The 19,562-nt window shown below is 52.9% G+C and carries 18 protein-coding genes and 1 other annotated feature; of the genes, 6 read left to right on the top strand and 12 right to left on the bottom strand.

Going from position 1 to position 19,562, the window contains the following annotated elements; all coding sequences use genetic code 11:
- The first annotated feature begins 95 nt into the window (after positions 1-95).
- Complete coding sequence (locus tag NSU14_RS00430) at positions 96-1,412, top strand: ABC transporter substrate-binding protein (protein ID WP_340942050.1); 1,317 nt, start codon at positions 96-98, stop codon at positions 1,410-1,412.
- Between the two features lie 293 nt (positions 1,413-1,705).
- On the opposite strand, the gene NSU14_RS00425 is transcribed toward NSU14_RS00430, so the two are convergent.
- The 5 genes from NSU14_RS00425 to NSU14_RS00405 all read right to left on the bottom strand — a co-directional run bounded on the left by NSU14_RS00425 (position 1,706) and on the right by NSU14_RS00405 (position 7,676).
- Positions 1,706-1,975, bottom strand: coding sequence for a hypothetical protein (locus tag NSU14_RS00425; protein WP_340942048.1), 270 nt, complete (start codon positions 1,973-1,975; stop codon positions 1,706-1,708).
- Positions 1,976-2,007: 32 nt separating this feature from the next.
- Positions 2,008-3,303: an Nramp family divalent metal transporter gene (locus NSU14_RS00420; RefSeq protein WP_042141703.1), complete on the bottom strand. Its 1,296-nt coding sequence runs from the start codon at positions 3,301-3,303 to the stop codon at positions 2,008-2,010.
- A gap of 414 nt (positions 3,304-3,717) precedes the next feature.
- The gene (locus NSU14_RS00415) at positions 3,718-3,921 is read right to left on the bottom strand and encodes a hypothetical protein (RefSeq protein ID WP_340942046.1); all 204 of its coding nucleotides are present in this window, start codon (positions 3,919-3,921) and stop codon (positions 3,718-3,720) included.
- A gap of 74 nt (positions 3,922-3,995) precedes the next feature.
- Positions 3,996-5,699 (bottom strand): glutamine--tRNA ligase/YqeY domain fusion protein, encoded by a 1,704-nt coding sequence (locus NSU14_RS00410; protein ID WP_340942043.1) that lies wholly within the window; start codon positions 5,697-5,699, stop codon positions 3,996-3,998.
- A 76-nt stretch (positions 5,700-5,775) separates the two neighbouring features.
- Positions 5,776-6,038, bottom strand: a binding site (T-box leader).
- A gap of 81 nt (positions 6,039-6,119) precedes the next feature.
- Positions 6,120-7,676 carry a hypothetical protein gene (locus NSU14_RS00405; RefSeq protein ID WP_076247087.1) on the bottom strand — a complete coding sequence of 519 codons (1,557 nt, stop codon included), beginning with the start codon at positions 7,674-7,676 and terminating at the stop codon, positions 6,120-6,122.
- 150 nt (positions 7,677-7,826) lie between these two features.
- Here NSU14_RS00405 and NSU14_RS00400 point away from each other — a divergent pair, with 150 nt between their 5' ends.
- Positions 7,827-9,062: an oxalate decarboxylase family bicupin gene (locus NSU14_RS00400; RefSeq protein ID WP_340942039.1), complete on the top strand. Its 1,236-nt coding sequence runs from the start codon at positions 7,827-7,829 to the stop codon at positions 9,060-9,062.
- 444 nt (positions 9,063-9,506) lie between these two features.
- Here NSU14_RS00400 and arsC read toward each other — a convergent pair whose 3' ends face one another.
- The 3 genes from arsC to NSU14_RS00385 form a co-directional block, all read right to left on the bottom strand.
- Positions 9,507-9,926, bottom strand: a complete 420-nt coding sequence (arsC, locus tag NSU14_RS00395) for an arsenate reductase (thioredoxin) (protein ID WP_171717555.1) — start codon at positions 9,924-9,926, stop codon at positions 9,507-9,509.
- Between the two features lie 25 nt (positions 9,927-9,951).
- Complete coding sequence (locus NSU14_RS00390; RefSeq protein ID WP_039300663.1) at positions 9,952-11,241, bottom strand: arsenic transporter; 1,290 nt, start codon at positions 11,239-11,241, stop codon at positions 9,952-9,954.
- Between the two features lie 119 nt (positions 11,242-11,360).
- On the bottom strand, positions 11,361-11,687 hold the full coding sequence (locus tag NSU14_RS00385) for an ArsR/SmtB family transcription factor (RefSeq protein ID WP_042140085.1): 327 nt from the start codon (positions 11,685-11,687) through the stop codon (positions 11,361-11,363).
- A 140-nt stretch (positions 11,688-11,827) separates the two neighbouring features.
- Here NSU14_RS00385 and NSU14_RS00380 point away from each other — a divergent pair, with 140 nt between their 5' ends.
- The 3 genes from NSU14_RS00380 to NSU14_RS00370 are packed head-to-tail and all read left to right on the top strand — an operon-like array spanning position 11,828 to position 13,672.
- Positions 11,828-12,277 carry a MarR family winged helix-turn-helix transcriptional regulator gene (locus tag NSU14_RS00380; RefSeq protein WP_042140086.1) on the top strand — a complete coding sequence of 150 codons (450 nt, stop codon included), beginning with the start codon at positions 11,828-11,830 and terminating at the stop codon, positions 12,275-12,277.
- A 46-nt stretch (positions 12,278-12,323) separates the two neighbouring features.
- On the top strand, positions 12,324-13,142 hold the full coding sequence (locus NSU14_RS00375; protein ID WP_445669988.1) for an arsenite methyltransferase: 819 nt from the start codon (positions 12,324-12,326) through the stop codon (positions 13,140-13,142).
- A gap of 29 nt (positions 13,143-13,171) precedes the next feature.
- The gene (locus NSU14_RS00370; protein WP_340942029.1) at positions 13,172-13,672 is read left to right on the top strand and encodes an arsinothricin resistance N-acetyltransferase ArsN1 family A; all 501 of its coding nucleotides are present in this window, start codon (positions 13,172-13,174) and stop codon (positions 13,670-13,672) included.
- A gap of 296 nt (positions 13,673-13,968) precedes the next feature.
- Here NSU14_RS00370 and NSU14_RS00365 read toward each other — a convergent pair whose 3' ends face one another.
- Positions 13,969-15,672 carry a peptidase G2 autoproteolytic cleavage domain-containing protein gene (locus NSU14_RS00365; RefSeq protein WP_340942027.1) on the bottom strand — a complete coding sequence of 568 codons (1,704 nt, stop codon included), beginning with the start codon at positions 15,670-15,672 and terminating at the stop codon, positions 13,969-13,971.
- Positions 15,673-15,864: 192 nt separating this feature from the next.
- On the opposite strand from NSU14_RS00365, the gene NSU14_RS00360 reads away from it, so the two are divergent.
- Positions 15,865-16,914, top strand: a complete 1,050-nt coding sequence (locus tag NSU14_RS00360; protein ID WP_042141705.1) for an LLM class flavin-dependent oxidoreductase — start codon at positions 15,865-15,867, stop codon at positions 16,912-16,914.
- A gap of 102 nt (positions 16,915-17,016) precedes the next feature.
- On the opposite strand, the gene NSU14_RS00355 is transcribed toward NSU14_RS00360, so the two are convergent.
- The 3 genes from NSU14_RS00355 to NSU14_RS00345 form a co-directional block, all read right to left on the bottom strand.
- Positions 17,017-17,802 (bottom strand): alpha/beta fold hydrolase, encoded by a 786-nt coding sequence (locus NSU14_RS00355; protein WP_340942024.1) that lies wholly within the window; start codon positions 17,800-17,802, stop codon positions 17,017-17,019.
- 29 nt (positions 17,803-17,831) lie between these two features.
- Positions 17,832-18,317, bottom strand: coding sequence for a cysteine hydrolase family protein (locus NSU14_RS00350; RefSeq protein WP_042140090.1), 486 nt, complete (start codon positions 18,315-18,317; stop codon positions 17,832-17,834).
- A 197-nt stretch (positions 18,318-18,514) separates the two neighbouring features.
- A complete protein-coding gene (locus tag NSU14_RS00345; protein ID WP_336102569.1) occupies positions 18,515-19,411 on the bottom strand; it encodes an SDR family oxidoreductase in 897 nt (298 codons plus the stop codon).
- Between the last annotated feature and the right edge of the window lie 151 nt (positions 19,412-19,562).

Raw genomic sequence — 19,562 nt, 5'->3', positions numbered from 1 at the left:
AATATCCACTTTTCCCGGCAAAATATTAAGTGTAAGTCCACTCTCATTTGCATTACGATCTAGTTGCAGGAACCACAGACCAGGGAGGTTATTCTATGAAAAGAAAGTTCGCGTTCGTTATCGCAACCGTTTGCACACTTATTATCGCAGGTTGCGGGAATAGCGGCAATACGAATTCCGCAGGCAATGGAAACGCAACCAATGCTCCTGACACGTCAACCGAAACCACAGCACCGGAAGCAACCAAGGCACCTGCCAAGGATGTTACGATCAAAATGTTCCAGTTCAAGGTTGAAATTGCCGAGCAGCTGAATGCACTCGCCGAAGAATATGAGAAAGAAACCGGTGTGAAGGTCGAAGTGGAAACACATGGCGGCGGTGAAGATTACGGCGCGCTGCTCAAAGCGGAGATTGCTTCCGGCTCTGAACCTGAAATTTTCAATAACGGCGGTTATACTGCCCTCGTACCTTATATGGACCGCGCCACTGATTTGAGCAATGAGCCTTGGGCGGAGAGTCTGATCCCAACCGCCAAAACTCCGGCAACCGTGGACGGCAAGCTCTATGGTATGCCAATGAACGTAGAAGGCTATGGACTGATCTACAACAAGGATCTGTTCGCCAAAGCCGGCATTACGGAAGAGCCTAAGACCCTCTCGCAACTGAAAGATACGGCCGCCAAGCTGAAAGCCGCCGGCATCACACCGTTTGAAGCTACGAATGAGTGGTGGTCGATGGGAATTCACCTTGTGAACGTAGGTCTGGCCCATCAGCCTGATCCGAAGCAGTTCATCGACGATGTCAAAGCCGGCACGCAGACAATCAAAGGCAACGCTGTATTCGAGCAGTGGCTGGATCTGGTGGATGTGATCTTCGACAACGCTCAGGATAACAAGATGACTACCGACTATGCTACCCAGGTTGCTGAGTTCGCATCCGGCAAAGCTGCAATGATGCTGCAGGGTAACTGGACGCAAGGCGATATCGACAAAATCGATCCTGCCCTGAATCTGGGCCTCCTCCCGCTTCCGATCAGCGACGAAGAAGGCACCATCCTGGTAGGCGTACCTAACAACTATGTGGTGAACAGCAAATCCGAGCATCCGGAAGAAGCCAAAGCCTTCCTGAACTGGCTCGTAAGCTCGGAGACCGGCCAGAAGTATCTGACCAAGGAATTCAAGTTCATTCCGGCTGAAACTAACGTCACCGCTGACGCGGCAGACATCGGCCAGGTTGCCGTTGCCGTGCAGGAGAAATCCGCTACCGCCCTCGGCTGGAACTGGGATATGTTCCCTGACGGCGTAACCCAGGGCTTCGGCGCTGCGATGCAGGAATATCTCGGCGGACAGCTTGACCGTGATAAGCTGCTGGATAAGCTGGATAAGGCTGTGCAGGATATTGTGAAGCAATAATTTTATTGAATTAGTGCATAAATAGGGGGTGTCTTCAGCGGCCATGATTGGCTGTTGAGACCCCCCTGTTTTGCTTATCAGTATAAATTACGTCGACGCTCGGTGAGCACGCTCCGCAAACGGAACGTTGTTCCAATCGCTCTTGTATCCAGATTTTATTTATTCCCCTTAGCGGTGAAAATCCGGATACAAAGGCGACCGCTCCGCTTTTCCGCGGGTCATTCCGTCCGCTCCGCTGTTTAAGAGGGGAGCTTCTGCAATCTTAAAGACCTAACCCAATAATCCTGCATATATTACAACATTCCCCTCCCTAACTCGGCCAAAATCCAAAAATGTTGTATAAAAAGCAGCATTTCTCCTGCTACAAGCGATTTTCCGGGAAAATTGCTGTATATCTTACAACAATCCTTGCGAATACCCTGATGTTGCTGGGCCAAAGTTGTAATACGTACAACATAATAGGCATTAAGATGCTTCACCGTTAACACAGCGTCCATCCAAGCGCTCAAGTCATAAAACAAAGCAGCAACCCTCCAGTCAAGGAGAATCACTGCTCTGTTCATTCTAACGTAAAATATTCAATTCCTTATAGAGCTTACACAAACATCTCCACAATCAGGAACAAATTCAGCGACACTACCAGAGCCGAGATAATCCAGCCGAGGATGGTGGTGATCCGGTGGTTCACCAGCCCCTTCATGATCGAGCGGTCGCTGGTGAAGATCACGAGCGGAATCAGGGCGAAGGCAATCCCGAAGGAGAGCACGACCTGGCTCATCACCAGTGCACTTGTCGCGTTAATCCCGAAGGCGATGATGGTCAGCGGTGGGATGATTGTAATCGCCCGCCGGAGGTAGAGATTGATCTTTTTATTAATGAAGCCCTGCATGACCACATCACCGGCCATTGTACCGACCGACGAGCTCGACAGACCTGCGATCAGGAGGCCGAGGCCGAAGGAGATGGCGGTAACCGGTCCTGCCAGATTACGGAACTGCTCGAAGGCGACATCCAAATCCTCAACGACTAGACCATTCTTGAAAAAGAGCGCCGCAGCTACAACCACCATGGCCATATTCACGGCACCGGCGATCAGCATCGCAATCAGAATATCGATGAATTCCAGCCGGAAAATCTGTTTCTTCTCCCGTTCATCGATCCCGACGACCCGGCTCTGGGTCAGCGAGGAATGCAGATAAATCGCATGCGGCATAACTGTCGCGCCGAGAATCCCGGCAGCCAGCAGGATGCTGTCCACACCCTCGAATCTTGGCGTAAACATTCCGGCAACCACACTGCCCGCATCGGGCTTCGCCATAATGACCTGGAATGCAAAAGCCAGAACAACAATCATTACCATCCCGGCAATTCCGGCCTCCAGGGTCCGGTAGCCGCGCCGCTGGAGCTCCAGAATAGCGAAAGATCCAACAGCGGTAATCAGCGCAGCCGGCAGCATTGGTATACCGAACAGTAAGTATAGTCCAAGGGCTGCCCCGATAAATTCCGCCAGATCGGTAGCGATAATGACCAGTTCACTCTGAATCCACAGGAAGATGGACACACCTCTCGGGAATTTCTCCCGGGCGACCTCCGGCAGATTCTTGCCGGTGGCAATGCCAAGCTTGGCGGATAAGGATTGTATAAGGACAGCCATCAGATTCGAGGCAAAGATAACCCATAATAACAAATATCCGTATTTCGAGCCTGCTGTAATATTAGTGGCGAAATTGCCGGGGTCCAGGTACGCTACAGAAGCGATAAAAGCCGGACCCAGGAAAGGAAGGAGTCTCTTCAGTCCTTTGACATCTCCATTCAGCACTGATTGTGCCGAGTGTTTATTAGTATGTCCTTTTAGTATAGGGGATGATTCTACTGCTGTATTTTGCTCCATCATTTCTATCCCTCCTCTTGCCCGGAAAAAGTTGTCTATATACACGAAAGTTTCCCTGATGCAACATTTGATTTGTTTTCATTATAATCCGCTAATTGATAATTGTAAATGTATTTTCATTGGATTTTTCATACGAGCAATGGGTTGATTCTGAACTACGGCATCCGCCCGGCTGCTCCAAATTATATTATGTGCAAACCTGCGGCAAAGTGATGCTCCGGTCCATATGTAATTACCCAATACAACACAGAGTTATTTAAGCAGTTAAAATATAAAATAACCCCACAGAGTAGGGCCGTAGCTTCGACGATTACTCAGGCACTTTGCGGGAACCCCAAAACAAAAAAACAGGCGAGCCCCAGGACATTCATCCTGACTCTCGCCCGCCGGGCATTCCGGTGTGATCCACACCGCTTAAGAGGTAATACTGCGGATATCTGCACGCATCTGTTCATTCTGCAGCTTCAGCTCATTCAGCTCCTGCTGCAGCTTCTCCACATCCGCCTGCTTCCTCGAGTGGCCTCCATGTCCATGCATACCGCGCATGCCGGGCATTCCGAACATCATAAGGATCATCATCAGCGGACAGATCAGTGTGATTAACCAGGACCAGTTCATGGCTTTTCCTCCCTCCGGGATTCAAGGTGCTGCCATTAGTATAGCCGCCGTTTGTGGAGAAACTGTGTTGAAGCTTATTTTTCTGCTTTCCCTTTCCAGGTGTCCTTCAGCGGTACGATCCGGTTGAATACCAGCCTGTGCCCTGAGCTGAACCTGCTGTCGACGCAGAAATAGCCGTGGCGCAGGAATTGAAATTTATCCCCGGGCTGTGGTTTATCCGCAAGCGGCTCCAGCAGACAATCCTTAAGCAAAGTGGCAGAATCCGGGTTGATGTACGCTTCCCAGGTCTCCCCTTCCTCCTTCGGCCCTTCATTGTCTACAAGCAGCTTCTCATACAGGTACACATCACTTTTGACCGCATGCTCGGCGGACACCCAATGGATGGTTCCTTTAACCTTCCGCCCGTCAAAACCGCTCCCGCTTCTCGTATCCGGATCATAAGTACAGCGCAGCTCGACAATCTCACCAGTGTCCGCACTCTTAATCACTTCGTTGCAGCGGATGAAATACCCGCCCTTCAGCCTTACTTCACCGCCAAGCGTCAGTCTGCGGAAGCCCTTGGAGGGTACCTCCATGAAGTCCTCCCGCTCGATATAGAGTGTGCCGGAGAACGGAACGTCCCTTGTGCCGAGCGCGGGATTCTCACTGTTGTACTCAATGGTAAGGAATTCAGAAGCCCCGGCTTCATAGTTGGTAAGCACGACCTTCAGCGGATTCAGCACGGCCATGATGGCCGGTGCCTTCGCCTTAAGATCCTGTCTTACGCAGTGCTCCAGCAGCGAGAAATCAACCATTGCCGTATTGCGGACCATCCCGATCTCCCGGACAAAAGCCTTGATGCTCTCCGGAGTGAATCCGCGTCTGCGCAGTCCACGGAGCGTAGGCAGACGCGGATCATCCCAGCCGTCCACATACTTCCCGGCAACCAGCGCCCGGAGATAACGTTTGCTCGTGACCACTCCCGTCAGATTCACCCGGCCGAATTCCCTTTGCTTAGGGGGTTCAGGAATATTCAGCTCCTTAAGCACCCACTCATATAGCGGCCGGTGATCCTTGAACTCGATGGAGCACAGTGAATGCGTCACCCCTTCAATGGCATCCTGAATCGGATGGGCAAAATCATACATCGGATAGATGCACCAGGCTTTCCCCGTGCGGTAATGCTCCGCATGAATGATCCGGTATAGCACCGGGTCGCGCAGATTGATATTCGGCGAAGACATGTCGATTCTGGCCCGCAGCACCTTAGCACCGTTAGGATATTCTCCATTACGCATCTCCCTGAACAGCCGCAAATTCTCTTCCGGCGAGCGTTCCCGGTACGGACTGTCCTTACCAGGTTCGGTTAATGTCCCCCTGTAGGACGTCACCTCCTCCGGAGTCAGGTCGCAGACATAAGCTTTCCCCTTAAGAATCAGCTCCTCTGCGCTGCGGCAGATTTCCTCCGAATAATCGGAGCCATAATAGATATGCTCTCCCGGGCTGCAGCCCAGCCATTCCATGTCCTCGGTAATAGCTTTTACATACTCCATATCCTCTTTCAGCGGGTTGGTATCATCGAAGCGCAGATGGAATCTGCCGCCATTCTTACGTGCAATCTCAACATTCGTGTGGATGGCAAAAGCGCTGCCGATATGCAGATAACCATTGGGCTCCGGCGGAAACCTTGTGCAGATCTCCCTGCTGTAGACTCCGCCCTCCACGTCTTCTCTGATCAGCTTATCCATATAATTCTCCGGCACGGCCGGTTCACTCTCATTCACATTAACGTCAGTCATTCTGATCTCCTCCTGTATATTGGTGATACCTGCCCTTACGGGACAACAAAAAGAACCTCACCTCCAAGACTGTAGTCTTGGGGACGAGATTCTCGCGGTACCACCCCAGGTTTATTAATATGTCGCCATATTAATCTCATCAAGTACGGCGCTGCCGGCAAGGCAGGGCTTATACTCTAGCTCTGTAACAGGAGCTCCTGTTGTACCATCCCCGGCCATAGCCGGTTCCGGTGCACCGCTCAGAGGCTTGTTTCGGTCCAGCCTTCCCTGCTCCTTCGCACCACCCGGAGCTCTCTGTGAGGGAATGAATAGACGTACTCTTCTCGTCATCGCGTTTCATCATTTGATCCAGAATAACAAATCACAGGCAGCGTGTAAAGTGTAGCAGTGTCCGGAGGCGCAGCAGTCTGCGGGACAACCTTACCCCTGACTCAGCGCCGCCAAGAGCTCCAAAGCTTCCTCATGCTCCGGCTCAATCAGAAGCGATCTGCGCGTGTAATCCAGCGCCGCTTCGTCATCCTCCTGCTCATAGCTGCAAATAGCCAGGCAGTACAGTACAGTAATTACCGGCTCCTCGTCACTGGTCGCCAGTGAATGCTCCAGGAAGCGGCGGGACTCCCCGTACTGCTCCATCTCGAACAGCAGCAGACCGCAGTCCAGGGCCAGATCATATTTCTGCGGCATCGGATAGAAGCCTTTCCACATCAGATCAATCCCGCGCTGCAGATCCAGCAGCTCATCATCACTGGCATCCGGCAGCAGAGCGGAGATACGCTCCGCACTCTGGATGAACAGCTCGGCATCATATCCGCCCAGCCGCCAGAAGGCCAGGATCTGCTGCATGCCGATCGTATCGTAATTTTTGTCGATCCACACCTTCAGACTGAAGAAATCATCCGGTCCGAACCGCTCTACAAACCGCCGGTAGGCCAGACGGGTATGGGGATGGAGCATCGGCTCTTCAAGCATCAGAATGCACCCGACATTCAGATTCTTATAATGATGCTGCGTGAACTGGGACTGTGCGCCCTTCCGTTCAAAATAATGCACCAGCGCATGGTAATTCGCCGTGAGTGAAATACTGCCGTGGTGAATCAGCTTCGGCGGCTCGGCGAATTCCCAGTTCTCCAGCCGGTGGTCGCCTTTGTCTGCGGTAAGCAGCAGGAAGCTCCCCTGGGAGAGCGCCCCGAGCCGCTCCATACAGGAAATGGCAGCCGCCGGGAACAGGATATGCGAATCCTCCAGCTTGTCCAGATAGAATGAAATTACTTCATGGTACTTGTATGAAGGGTCCTCATAGCCTTCGGCCCGCTTGTAATGATATTCCGGCACCAGATCCCGCAGTACTTCGGACGTGCTCATCGAGCCGGATTGCTCGGGATATTTTAACGAAACCTCACATTCATAAATCTTGCCTTCATCAATATAGAGCAGCTCCTGCTGAATACTATCGAAGAAGTAGTTGGCGATCACCATCAGCGGCTGCTGCAGTCCGCCGGGCTTAATCACCATTCCGCTCTGCGTCAGGGACAGCTCTGTATCCTGCACCGCATCAAAGCGGGCGAAATCAAGAATCCCCTGCTCCACAAAAGGCTTCAGCCCTTCATGCTTCTGCCAGCCCTCAATATTCTTCCAGGGCAAATCGCTCATGACGTAGCGGAAAGGGGGCAGCAGCACTCCGGCATACTGAATCAGCTCACACAGCTGCTGCAGGACATGGAATGCCAGGCGTCCGACACCTGCGCCAAGCTCCAGAATAATAACCGGTTCTGTAGTATGCCCCTTCTCTGCACGGTCCTGCAGAAACCCGAAGATCATCTCCGCATACGCTGTTCCGATCATCGGATTGCTTGTAATGTACTGCGGGACCTGGTCATTCGCCCAAGCCTGCAGTCCCAGCTGCTCATAATACCTGCGCTGCAGTTCCCATATTGGCGCTTCACTGAAGCGGTAGCGTTCTTGTCCGTCTATTGTCATTAGTTCAAACCCTGCTCTCTGATTATCGTACGGAAATTTGTCCGGTAGTCAAATATTATCACATTTCGCTCAGCCCTTCACAACACATAAGTGGCATACTGGCGCATATATTTCTTGGAGTGCTGTGCGATCCAGAAAGGAGCTTAAGCCATGAGCCCTGCCGAACCCGGTTCTTCAAGCAAGCCCGTTATCCCCCAGCCTATCCGCAGTGACGGTGCTGGCAATGTCGACCTCGGCCCCCGCGATATTCTGCGCGACCGGGAGAATCCCGATATGTTCGTCCCGCCCTCTACAGATAACGGGCTGATCCCCAATCTGAAATTCTCATTCTCCGACGCCCATATGCAGCTGAACTTCGGCGGCTGGTCCCGGGAGGTTACCGTCAGAGAGCTGCCTATCGCCACCACTCTTGCAGGAGTGAACATGAGCCTGACCCCGGGCGGAGTACGCGAGCTGCACTGGCATCAGCAGGCGGAATGGTCCTATATGCTGCTCGGCAGCGCCCGGATTACCGCCGTGGACCAGAATGGCCGGAACTTCATTGCCGATGTCGGCCCGGGCGATCTGTGGTACTTCCCTCCGGGAATCCCGCATTCAATCCAGGGGCTGGCGGAGGGATGCGAGTTCCTGCTTGTTTTTGACGATGGAAGCTTCTCGGATCTGAACACCCTGTCGATCTCCGACTGGTTCGCCCATACGCCGCCCGAGGTCCTGTCCGCCAACTTCGGCGTACCTGAATCTGCATTTGAGTGTATTCCGAAGGAACAAGTATATATATATCAGGATCAGGTGCCCGGCCCCCTTGAGAGTCAGCGAGTCGAATCGCCATACGGGGAAATTCCACTGAGCTTCAAGCATCAGCTGCTGGCCCAGCCGCCGCTTCGGACGCCCGGAGGCAGTGTGCGGATTGTCGACTCCGGCAATTTCCCCATCTCCCGGAATATTGCCGCCGCGCTGGTGGAGATTGAGCCCGGCGGCATGCGGGAGCTGCACTGGCATCCGAATAATGACGAGTGGCAGTATTATCTGACCGGGCAAGGCCGGATGACGGTCTTTGGCGGGGACGGCGCAGCGCGTACATTTAATGTCAGAGCCGGCGATGTCGGCTATGTGCCTTTTGCCCAGGGACATTATATTCAGAATACCGGGACAGACACGCTCTGGTTCCTGGAAATGTTCCGGAGCGACCGGTTCGCCGATGTCTCCCTGAACCAGTGGATGGCGCTTACTCCCCATGAACTGGTCAGCAGCAATCTGAATGTGGGGCCGGAGCTGATGGATGCCCTGCGCAAAGTGAAATGGCCTGTGGTGAAATACCCGGATCAGGGACATGAGCACGGACATGAGCTTGGGCATGAGCTTGGGCATGGGAAGCAGAAGGAGTAGCGCGTGGTTTTGCCCAGTTTGAGACTGGATTGGGCAGGTCAGTCTGCCCTATGGCCTTATCTTTACCCAACCAGGCGGCTGAAGTGAAAATCCTTAAGGTCAGCTGTATAGACCGGCCTTAATGTTGTACATTCTGCAACTTGAACATCTGAATATCCGGCTGTTTGGGAGAATTGTTGCACAAAATACAATAATATCCTCCATTAAGAAGCTGGAGCAGTAAAAATGTTGTAATTCATACAACAATTTTGCTCTAGAAGCAATATCCGGAGAAAATTGTTGTATTTTCTGCAAGATTTTAATGATCGTCCTATAATTAATGGGTAGCTCCAATTGTTCGAACTGCATTCATTCCAGAACAACATAAAAAGCGGTCAGACACCCGTCTGCACCGCTTTTTGTTCTTAATCATCAGTTTGTGTTTCATTCCCGTATAGGAAACCTCTATTCGCCCGTCTCAGCAAACCGCTTGATCCGCTCGCCGACTGCATCTCGGACCCGCTGAAATACCGCCCACTTCTCTTCCTCACTGCCCTGCGCTTTGGCCGGGTCATCGAATCCCCAGTGCTCCCGCCGGACCTGCGGAGGCGTCACCGGACATTTATCGGCGGCATCCCCGCATAATGTTACTACGAGATCAGCACTGTTAAGCAGCGCAGGATCAATAATATCCGAGGTCTGGGCCGAAATATCGATCCCCACCTCGTTCATTGCCTGTACCGCCTTGGGATTTAAGCCGTGGGCTTCAATTCCCGCACTGTACACATTCCAGCCGTCCCCGAGAAATTGTTTTGCCCAGCCCTCCGCCATTTGGCTCCGGCACGAATTCCCCGTGCACAGGAAATAGATCGTCTTTTTGCCCATGTCTGATTTCTCCTTCAGGATTAGATTAGAACAGCTTCAGTTGCAGATACAAACCTAACAATGTGATAAATAACGTCGGAATCGTCAGAATAATTCCTGTTTTGAAATAAGTGCCCCAAGAAATCTTTACACCTTTGCCTGATAGCACATGCAGCCACAGCAGAGTAGCGAGCGAACCGATCGGCGTAATCTTCGGACCCAAATCGGAACCGATGACATTCGCGTAGATCAGAGCCTCTTTAATGAGACCTGTCGCCTGTGCGTTATCAATGGCCAGCGCCCCAATCAGCACCGTTGGCAGATTATTCATCACTGAGGAGAGGATCGCGGCGAGGAAGCCCATCCCCATCGTTGCTGCGAACAAACCGTGCTCCGCCACCTCACTGATCATCTCTGCAAGCACATCGGTCAGTCCGGCATTGCGCAAGCCATACACCACGACATACATGCCAATGGAGAAAAAGACAATCGCCCACGGCGCGCCTTTGACCACTTCCATCGTCTTGACGTAGGGACTGCGGCGGGCCATGAGCAGGAAGCAAACCGCGATTACACCTGCCACTACAGAGACCGGAATGTTCAGAAATTCACTGACAAAATACCCGGCCAGCAGAAGCGCCAGCACGCCCCAGGATAACCGGAACATCCGCTTGTCCTTAATCGCCTCCTCCGGGAGCTTCATCCCGGCAGTGTCGTACACTTTGGGTATACTTCTGCGGAAGAACAGGTACAAGACCAGAATACTGGCGGCGAGCGAGAACAGCGTAGGCAGCAGCATACGTCCTGCATACTCCGTGAAGCTGATGCCGAAGAAATCGGCGGATACAATATTGACCAGATTGCTGACGATCAGCGGCAGCGAAGTCGTGTCGGCGATGAAGCCGCTGGCGATAATGAAGGGAAACACTTTTTTCTCATCAAAATTCAGCGCCCGGACCATCGCCAGCACAATCGGTGTCAGGATCAGCGCCGCCCCGTCATTGGCAAACAACGCCGCTACCACTGCGCCCAGCAGGATGACATAGATGAACATCAGCGTACCATTGCCGCGTGCCGCCGCTGCCATATGCAGTGCCGCCCATTCGAAGAATCCAACACGGTCGAGTATCAAAGAAATCAGAATAATAGCTACAAAGGCCAGCGTGGCATTCCACACAATCAGCGTCACATCGCGGACATCCCCGAAGCTGACCACGCCTGCCGCCAGGGCCAGCAGCGCTCCGCCGCAGGCTGACCAGCCAATGGATAACTTACGCGGCTGCCAGATCACAAAGATTAAAGTAATAACAAAAATAAGGCTGGCTAGGACAACCATAATCCCGCCCTCCGTTTGACCCGCAGCAACATTTCCCGCAGCACTCCCCAATAGATAAATTTATATATAAGAGTAACGCCAGCCTGTCCTCCAGACGTTCTCATCGATCTAGTATTATATCAGTCGCAGCAGGCAGTAACCCCTGTCTTATTCAATGACGACAACAGAGTATGTGAATCCGGCAATCCATGCAGGACGGCCGTGATATGCGGCTTGCCCTCCACATTCAGGGAGTAATGCACCCACTGCCCGCGTTTACTCTCCTTCACCATCCCCTTATCCTTCAGTTTACGCAGATGCTGGCTGATGGCCGGCTGCGAGATCTCAAAGAGTTCGACGAACTCACAGACACACCATTCCCGCTCCTGCAGCAGTCCAAGCATCATCAGGCGGGTCTTGTCCCCCAGAAGCTTCAGGTCATCAGCCACCTCGTTAAGCTTATCCATCGCGGTTCAGCCTCCTTAGTATATAAGCCAATGCTTATATACTAAAACAGTCTTATCAAAAGGACAAGAGGTAATATTTCGATTCTATAGTTGCACTTTACAAATATATAAGCTATAACTGAAATATGAGGTGAACTTCAATGGAAAATGCACGCGAGCTCTTTCAGATCATGACCCGCCGCTTCGGTCTGCTTAACAAAAACTGCTGCACCGTAGGCGGGCATGACATTTCTCTGGCCCAGAGCCATCTGCTCTATGAAGTACAGCGGAGGCATAATCCGTCCATGCAGCAAATTGCGGAAGTGCTCGGAACGGATGTTACAACCTTCAGCCGCCAGGTGCAGGCACTGGTCAAAATGGGACTCGTCCGCAAAAGTCCCGATCCCTCCGACGGCAGGGTGTTTATATTGTCTTTAACAGAGCAAGGCTCATCTGTTGCCGGAACCATCGACCGGCAAATGAATGAATATCTGGAGGAGGTCTTCTCCTACATGTCTGAATTTGAACAGGAAACGGTACTGCGATCCGTAAAGATCTTCAATGAAGCTATGGGGAAATCAAGCAAATGCTGTGCGCCTGTCTCAGGCTGATTTCTTCCGCTACATAATTGCAATTTGCAATTATTATAAAGGAGTGATGAACTTGAACCAGCCTACTCATGATGGAATCCGCCAAAATGTAAGAACCCGGTATCAGCAAATCGCTGTTACTGGCCGCTCTGCTCCCTCCGTTTGCTGCCCGGAGGAGGCTTCCTCCGCCTGCTGTTCGGCACCAGCCGATTTCAACAGCATTTCCGCAAGTCTTGGTTATTCCGGCGAAGAATTGAACGCTGTACCTGAAGGCGCGAACCTTGGACTTGGCTGCGGCAATCCGCAGGCGATTGCCGGACTGCAGCCTGGAGAAACCGTTCTGGATCTTGGCAGCGGCGGCGGCTTCGACTGTTTCCTGGCTTCCCGCCAGGTGGGAGCGTCCGGTTCTGTCATAGGCGTAGACATGACCCCTGAAATGATCAGCCGGGCACGTGATAATGCTGCCCGGGGACATTACGCCAATACCAGCTTCCGGCTGGGAGAAATCGAACATCTGCCTGTCGCCGATGCCATCATAGACGTCATTATCTCCAACTGCGTAATCAACCTCTCTCCTGATAAGCAGCAAGTATTCAATGAAGCGTTCCGGGTGCTGTTGCCTGGCGGAAGGCTGGCAATATCCGACATCGTCACCACTGCCGAGCTGCCTACTGAAATCGCACAGGATTTGGGCAATCTTTATTCCGGTTGCATCTCAGGAGCCTCCTCTGTGCCTGCCCTGCAGACCATGCTGGCAAACAGCGGTTTCATCCGGATATCAGTCGAACCTAAGGATGAATCCCGCGCCTTCATTAAAGACTGGGTTCCCGGTGCAGACATTGACCAGTATATTGCCTCAGCAGTAATTACTGCTGTGAAGCCATAATTCGCAAGGTACCTTAGGAGGCCGATAATATGCTTTCGACATTCATGATTCGTCCCGCCACCTTCCAAGACCTCACCCACATCCTGCATATCTATAATCAGGGGATTGAAGACCGGATCGCTACACTGGAAAGCTCAGCTAAAGATTTGAATGCGATGTCTGACTGGTTCCAGGAACATCAAGGACGCTTTATTATACTCGTTGCCGAAGCCGAAGGCAGTGTTCTGGGCTGGGCTTCGCTCAATCGTTATTCCCACCGCTGCGCTTATGACGGTGTCGCCGATCTCTCCATTTATATTGAACGGGCCTCCCGCGGCCGCGGCATTGGCAGTCTATTACTGCATGCCCTGGAGGAAAAGGCCGTAGCGGCTGATTTCTATAAAATTGTGCTGTTCACTTTTCCCTTTAACCCAATGGCTCAGGGCTTATACCGCAAAAGCGGTTACCGTGAGGTTGGCGTCTTCGAGAAACAGGGGAAACTGGACGGCCGGATGACAGATGTCATGATTATGGAGAAGCTGCTGCTATAACAATATTTTATATCCTTAAGTACTAACCTTCTCTGCCGGTTCATAGGTTAGATTATGGGGAACGCAGCAGCTTCTTGGAGAGGAGATGCAGGTCCGAAGAGCCATCCTAGCCAGTGGATTGGAGGCCGGACCACCATGAGTACAGATCAGCTCATCGCATTGCTCGTTCTCATCATTATGATCGTACAGCTTGCTGTCAAAAAGGATAAATCCTGAGGACAGCGAACAGCCAAGCGGATCCGGGGGGTCATCCCGGTTCGCTTGGCTTTGTTTGGCTGGGCCGCTGATCCGGCCGGTTATTTCACAAAAATGCGAATCTGACGTTCACCCGTACGTTTCATTACCCGGTACCCGGTATCCGCTGCCGTTGCCATTCCGTTATCGTCCGGGCGGCAGTAGCCCCCGGCTACACAGGTACCGTCATCACGGACAAGCAGCTTGCCGACAATTCCTACAGCTACCCATTCTTCCCTGTCCTGGCGGGAAACATATTCCCGGGAGCCATCCCATTCAGGGTTAAGCACCGGTTCTGATTTCGTACCCGCCTCACGGACAATATCGCCGTATTCATTTCTAACCTCAGCGACCTCTACCTCGTGATACAGAATCCGGTCCCACTCATCGGTTACGAACATGCCGTTCCAGCGCAGGTCACTCGAATCGGCAACGATAGCCGGTCTGGCGCTGATGACACCAAGAATATATTCATCCCCTGCCTTGGCTTTGCGGATTCTGTCACTGGCCCCATCAAACGTAACGAAATAACCCGCGTCAATGGTGAGCCCGTCCGAGGTTTCGAACATTTCTGCATAATCTGCTGCACCTGGAGACATCAGCGTACCATCCAGATAAATATTACCCGTAAGCCCTTCAATCACTGCCGAGTTAAAGGTAGGGCCGACCGCCAGCCCGTTGGCCAAATGCCACGAATACGGAAACCGCGTTGAGCCGTTCTGGCCCATGATATGGGCGCCTGTATGCTCCGCGAGAACAATCGTCGCTTCCCCCTCGGCATGGGAGTTCGGAGCAAAAGCCTGGGTCTGGAACCCCTCCGCATGGGAAGCCTGGCCGGAAGCAGTAGTATCCGCACCTTCGGCATGCGCATAAGGCGCATTCGCCAATGTACCGACTCCCTCGGCGTGGGAAAAGGAGCCGCTGGCTTGTGTGTTGGCCCCTTCGGCATGGCCGGAAGCCCCGCTGGCTGTAGTCTGGAAGCCCTCGGCGTGCGAGGCTGTTCCGCTGGCCGTTGTATTCTGCCCTTCAGCGTGCGCACCCACATTGCCGCTGGCCGTTGTTGCTAATCCTTCGGCATGGGAAGCCGAACCGCTGGCCACTGTATTCTGCCCCTCGGCATGCGAGAAGTCGCCAAGAGCTGAGGGCCCGGCGGCTAGGGTGATGTCCGCAGTGCCGCCCTCCGCATGTGAGGCGAAGCCCATGGACGTGGTTCCTACTCCCTCGGCATGCGAGCTGGCGCCGCTGGCAAAGCTTGGTGCCGGATTATCCAGCGGATCGACACCGCCGCCTTCTACATGGGAGGCCCGGCCGCTGGCTGAATTGCCTTCTCCTTCCGCATGGGCGTTAATGGCTGTCGTCTGCGTCGAAGTATTGAAGCCTTCTGTATGTGAACGTGCGCCCCAGGCCTGTGTGCCGAACCCTTCAGAGTGGGCTTCGAGGCCGGCAGCCAGTGTCGTCGAGCCTTCCGCATGTGAGCTTTCGCCCATTGCGTTGGTTAAATAACCTTCTGCATGCGCTGCTACTCCGCTGGCTATAGTAGAAGATCCTTCTGCATGTGCCGTATCATTCGTTGCCTGGGAGAGATAGCCTTCCGCATGCGATGCGCTTCCGCTGGCAATAGTAGTATTGCCTTCTGCATGCGCGGTATCTCCGCTGGCAAGTGTAGAGAACCCTTCAGAATGAGCGGCTGCACCGCTTGCTGTTGTATTGAGCCCCTCGGCATGCGCAGCAAAGCCGCTCGCCGTATTCCCTACTCCGTTTCCCATCCTGATCACCGCTTTCATCGTATTACAATATATTTATGTCTGCGGACGAGCGGCGGTAACGGCGAACGTGGCCAAGTTATAGATCACTTTCCATCTAAATTTCACTTACTAAAGTTGAGAAACATTATAAAGTATAGTAGAATGAGTACATGAAGAAGGGGGCGGATTGATATGGCCGAGGAGAAACAATTGATGGAAATAGGAATAAGCACGTTTTTGGAGACTACGCCTGATCCGGTAACCGGCAAGGCCATTAGCCATGCGGAGAGACTGCGCGAAGCCGTAGAAGAAATTGTGCTCGCTGACCAGGTGGGCCTGGACGTATATGGCATAGGTGAACATCACCGGGCCGATTATGCAGGCAGTGCTCCGGCTGTAGTTCTTGCCGCAGCGGCAGCTACGACCAAGCGGATCAGACTGACCAGCGCGGTCAGCGTCTTGTCTTCAGATGATCCGGTCCGGGTATACCAGGATTTCGCCACTTTGGACGGAATATCGAATGGCCGGGCAGAGATTATGGCGGGCCGCGGCTCATTCATTGAGTCCTTCCCGCTGTTTGGCTACAGCCTGGATGATTATGATGAATTGTTCGAAGAGAACCTGGAGCTACTGCTGGCGATCCGCGCTTCCGAGAAGGTCACCTGGCGCGGCGGCCATCGTCCGGCGATTAATAATCTTGCCGTCTATCCCCGCGCCGTCCAGGATCCGCTTCCCGTCTGGGTGGCCAGCGGCGGCAATCCTGAATCTGCCGTGCGGGCCGGAACGCTCGGCCTTCCGATCGCTTTCGCGATCATTGGCGGCATGCCGGAACGCTTCGCTCCGCTCGTCGCCTTATACAAGGAGGCTGCTGTCCGCGCGGGACATAATCCTGACAAGCTGCAGATTGCCACGCACTCCCACGGCTTCGTAGGTGAAACTAACGAACAGGCAGCCGCCTTGTTCTACCCGTCTACCGCAGCCCAGATGAATGTCATCGGACGCGAACGGGGCTGGGGCGGAACCTACAACCGTGCGGCCTTTGACGATGCCCGCAGCCTGCGCGGCGCACTCTATGTCGGCGATGCCGAATATGTAGCCGAGAAGATCCTCCTGCTGCGCAAGAATCTTGGCGTGACCCGCTTCTTCCTGCATGTGAATGTAGGCACCATGCCGCACCGCGAGGTGCTGCGCGCCATTGAGCTATTGGGCACCAAGGTTGCCCCTATCGTGCATCAAGAATTAGCCCGTACCGGGGCTAAATAACTGATAATGTGACCCTAATACGCCAAAAACACTTCAGGCGCTTAACTGCTCTTGAAGTGTTTTTGGCGTATTCTTATGCTCTGCTGAATTAAAGAAGCGGTGTTACTGCGGACTTAACAATTTACGCATCACCGCTGCCACATCTGCTGCATTCGTAATCGGGAGGAAGTGATAGCCTCTGCCGATTATTTTCACATCCGCATCAGGGTGGGCAACCTTGAAAAGCTGCATTTTCTCCAGACTGAATTCATCCATACTCTCTTCTGCCAACAGCAATATCAAAGGAAGTTCAGCCGCTTGCTTCAGGCAATAATCGGTGGCAGTTACTTCCTTGCTCAGACGATTTAAAGCCTGTTCACGGCTATGGTGCATATAGGAATCACCCTGCAGGTAGAAGTTATTCATTAAATAGTCCTTGAATAATTGTCGTTCAGATTCAGCAAGCTTGTCCATCGCCAGGATGGTTTCATCCACTGCCTGCTCAAGCTCCTCCAGACTATCAATGACGGGTAACGTAATCTCCCCCTCATCCTCTTCCCTGTCCGCAAGAAAATAATATCCGCCATCGAGCAAAGTAAGTGATTTCACATCAGCAGGATACTCCGCATAAAAAGCCTCACACATCCATGCGCCAATGGAATTCCCTGCGAAATGTGCTGCCGGAATCTGCAGATCATTCAGAATCCTTTTAATCTCCCGTACAAAAGCTCCAATCGACACATCTGCCTGATCGTCCTGGTTATGTCCTGGCAGGTCGATTGCTATGAACCTGAAATCTGGCAATTGCTCAGCTAAATGAGCGTATATTTCCTTTCGTTCACCAAGCGCCGGAAGCACCACAACCGTTCTATCGTTGTTCTCCGCATTGTAGACAATATACCGTTCCATTGTTCTTCCTCCAGCCCTGCGATACGCCCTTACTGCACTAACGCTTCAATCACAGGATATGAGATCAGTTTACGGTCCCTGTAGGTTGCAGGAATCACGTCACTCTTCGAGCTTAGAATCCCATCCTGCAGAAGTACAGCTTTGAACCCTCTTTCCATAGCCCCGTTATAGGTGAACAGTACACAGTGCTCAGCGGCATATCCCGAGAGAATCAGCAGATCAATGCCCTGCTCCAGCACAATCTTTTCCAGATCCGTCTTCCAAAAAGCATTCGAATATTCCTTCATCACTCTAAGATCCGTCTCCTTAATTTCAATGCCCGGAATAATCTTGAATTTCTCCTCATCGGAAGGCTGCATCCCCTCGATGTCCTGGATATGAATCACCGTATGATCTTTGGAGCGCAGCAGCTCCGAGACATAGTTAATGAACTCGCAGGCCTGATCTATTACTTTCTGTTCCACCTTGCCCAAATGCACCTCTTGCAAATCAATAATCAGCAAACCGATTTTCATCCATTCTTCCTCCCTATAAGCTAAATAAAAGGAACTTCACATCATCCCTCCAATTGTACAATAAGCCCTGACTCATCCGATATTTATTTTTTTGACAGCTCCAGTTGCCCTTTTATGAATGCAGCTTTCAAGACAAAGAGACTGCCCGCGGCAGCCTCTATCACTTTCGTTCACAAGTCTTATCTTGTAATCCATCTCTACCTCCGTATGAAATACTGCTCCCGGTCCAAATCTGGAAGGAGTGCCGGATGCACAGGCTTCCATCCAAGCTGCTCTTGGGTCCAGATGCTCGAAGCTGGGATATCCAGCGCCACAAAGTGAGCCAGCCAGCCGAAATGCCCTCCTGCCTCTTCAGGGGGAATGCTGACTACAGGTACCCCGAGCCGGCGGCCGATTACGCCGGCAATATCACGGACCGGCACACCTTCATCGCCGATTGCATGCAGCCGAACTCCGGCAGGAGCTGATTCCAGCGCCAGCCGGTAGAGATGTGCGGCATCCAGCCGGTGCACAGCTGGCCAGCGGTTTGCGCCATCGCCCACATATCCCGAGATTCCTGTAGTACGGGCCATATTGATTAGGCCCGGAACAAAGCCGATGTCGCCATCACCATGCACGGATAGCGGGAGCCGCAGCACCGATACGCGTACGCCCTGCGCTGCCAATGCAAGGGCCGCTTCCTCCGAGGCCGAGCGATGCTTCACAGAGCCAGGATAGGGTGCATCCTCTTCTGTTCCCAGCTGACCCGGCGTTAGATGCCCGATCACAGAGGTTACGACTAACGGCCGGCCGGACTGCGCAAGCTCGGCCCCTATTGCTTCGACCGCAAGCCGGTCTGACTCGCCTGCAGCCGTAAGATCCGAGAAGTCGTGAATGAACGCGGCATGGATAACACCATCCGCTCCAGCCGCTCCCCGCCGCAGGCTGTCCAGATCATCCAAAGAACCGCGGTGTATGGCGGCCCCGGCAGCAGCAAGCGCAGCTGCAGCCTCATCCGAACGGGCGAGGCCGAGTACTTCATGCCCCGCATCTATCAATTCACGTACAATGGCAGAGCCGACAAAACCAGTAGCACCTGTGACAAAAACACGCATATTAAATTCCTCCAATAACTATTATGTGGTAGAACTGCCCGGTGCACCCTGGCGGCATAACCGGTTGCCGCCGCGCGTACAAGGCTACACTCATTATAGTCTGCGCATTACCGGAACCTTTGCCTGTTCCCTTTCACTTTTTGCCCGATCC

It is taken from the genome of Paenibacillus sp. FSL R10-2771 (assembly GCF_038000205.1).
Classification (GTDB): domain Bacteria; phylum Bacillota; class Bacilli; order Paenibacillales; family Paenibacillaceae; genus Paenibacillus_AQ; species Paenibacillus_AQ phytohabitans.
Note: the sequence above shows the minus strand (reverse complement) of the source record. Positions and strands in the feature narration are given on the sequence as shown.

Coding starts and splice junctions, on each gene's coding strand:
- NSU14_RS00370 (WP_340942029.1), top strand. CDS start 13,172: ATGCTTTCGACATTCATGATTCGTCCCGCCACCTTCCAAGACCTCACC.
- NSU14_RS00425 (WP_340942048.1), bottom strand. CDS start 1,975: ATGAACAGAGCAGTGATTCTCCTTGACTGGAGGGTTGCTGCTTTGTTT.
- NSU14_RS00355 (WP_340942024.1), bottom strand. CDS start 17,802: ATGGAACGGTATATTGTCTACAATGCGGAGAACAACGATAGAACGGTT.
- NSU14_RS00385 (WP_042140085.1), bottom strand. CDS start 11,687: ATGGATAAGCTTAACGAGGTGGCTGATGACCTGAAGCTTCTGGGGGAC.
- NSU14_RS00415 (WP_340942046.1), bottom strand. CDS start 3,921: ATGAACTGGTCCTGGTTAATCACACTGATCTGTCCGCTGATGATGATC.
- NSU14_RS00375 (WP_445669988.1), top strand. CDS start 12,324: ATGAACTTGAACCAGCCTACTCATGATGGAATCCGCCAAAATGTAAGA.
- NSU14_RS00365 (WP_340942027.1), bottom strand. CDS start 15,672: ATGGGAAACGGAGTAGGGAATACGGCGAGCGGCTTTGCTGCGCATGCC.
- NSU14_RS00420 (WP_042141703.1), bottom strand. CDS start 3,303: ATGGAGCAAAATACAGCAGTAGAATCATCCCCTATACTAAAAGGACAT.
- NSU14_RS00360 (WP_042141705.1), top strand. CDS start 15,865: ATGGAAATAGGAATAAGCACGTTTTTGGAGACTACGCCTGATCCGGTA.
- NSU14_RS00400 (WP_340942039.1), top strand. CDS start 7,827: ATGAGCCCTGCCGAACCCGGTTCTTCAAGCAAGCCCGTTATCCCCCAG.
- NSU14_RS00350 (WP_042140090.1), bottom strand. CDS start 18,317: ATGAAAATCGGTTTGCTGATTATTGATTTGCAAGAGGTGCATTTGGGC.
- NSU14_RS00405 (WP_076247087.1), bottom strand. CDS start 7,676: ATGACAATAGACGGACAAGAACGCTACCGCTTCAGTGAAGCGCCAATA.
- NSU14_RS00430 (WP_340942050.1), top strand. CDS start 96: ATGAAAAGAAAGTTCGCGTTCGTTATCGCAACCGTTTGCACACTTATT.
- NSU14_RS00345 (WP_336102569.1), bottom strand. CDS start 19,411: ATGCGTGTTTTTGTCACAGGTGCTACTGGTTTTGTCGGCTCTGCCATT.
- NSU14_RS00380 (WP_042140086.1), top strand. CDS start 11,828: ATGGAAAATGCACGCGAGCTCTTTCAGATCATGACCCGCCGCTTCGGT.
- NSU14_RS00390 (WP_039300663.1), bottom strand. CDS start 11,241: ATGGTTGTCCTAGCCAGCCTTATTTTTGTTATTACTTTAATCTTTGTG.
- NSU14_RS00410 (WP_340942043.1), bottom strand. CDS start 5,699: ATGACTGACGTTAATGTGAATGAGAGTGAACCGGCCGTGCCGGAGAAT.
- arsC (WP_171717555.1), bottom strand. CDS start 9,926: ATGGGCAAAAAGACGATCTATTTCCTGTGCACGGGGAATTCGTGCCGG.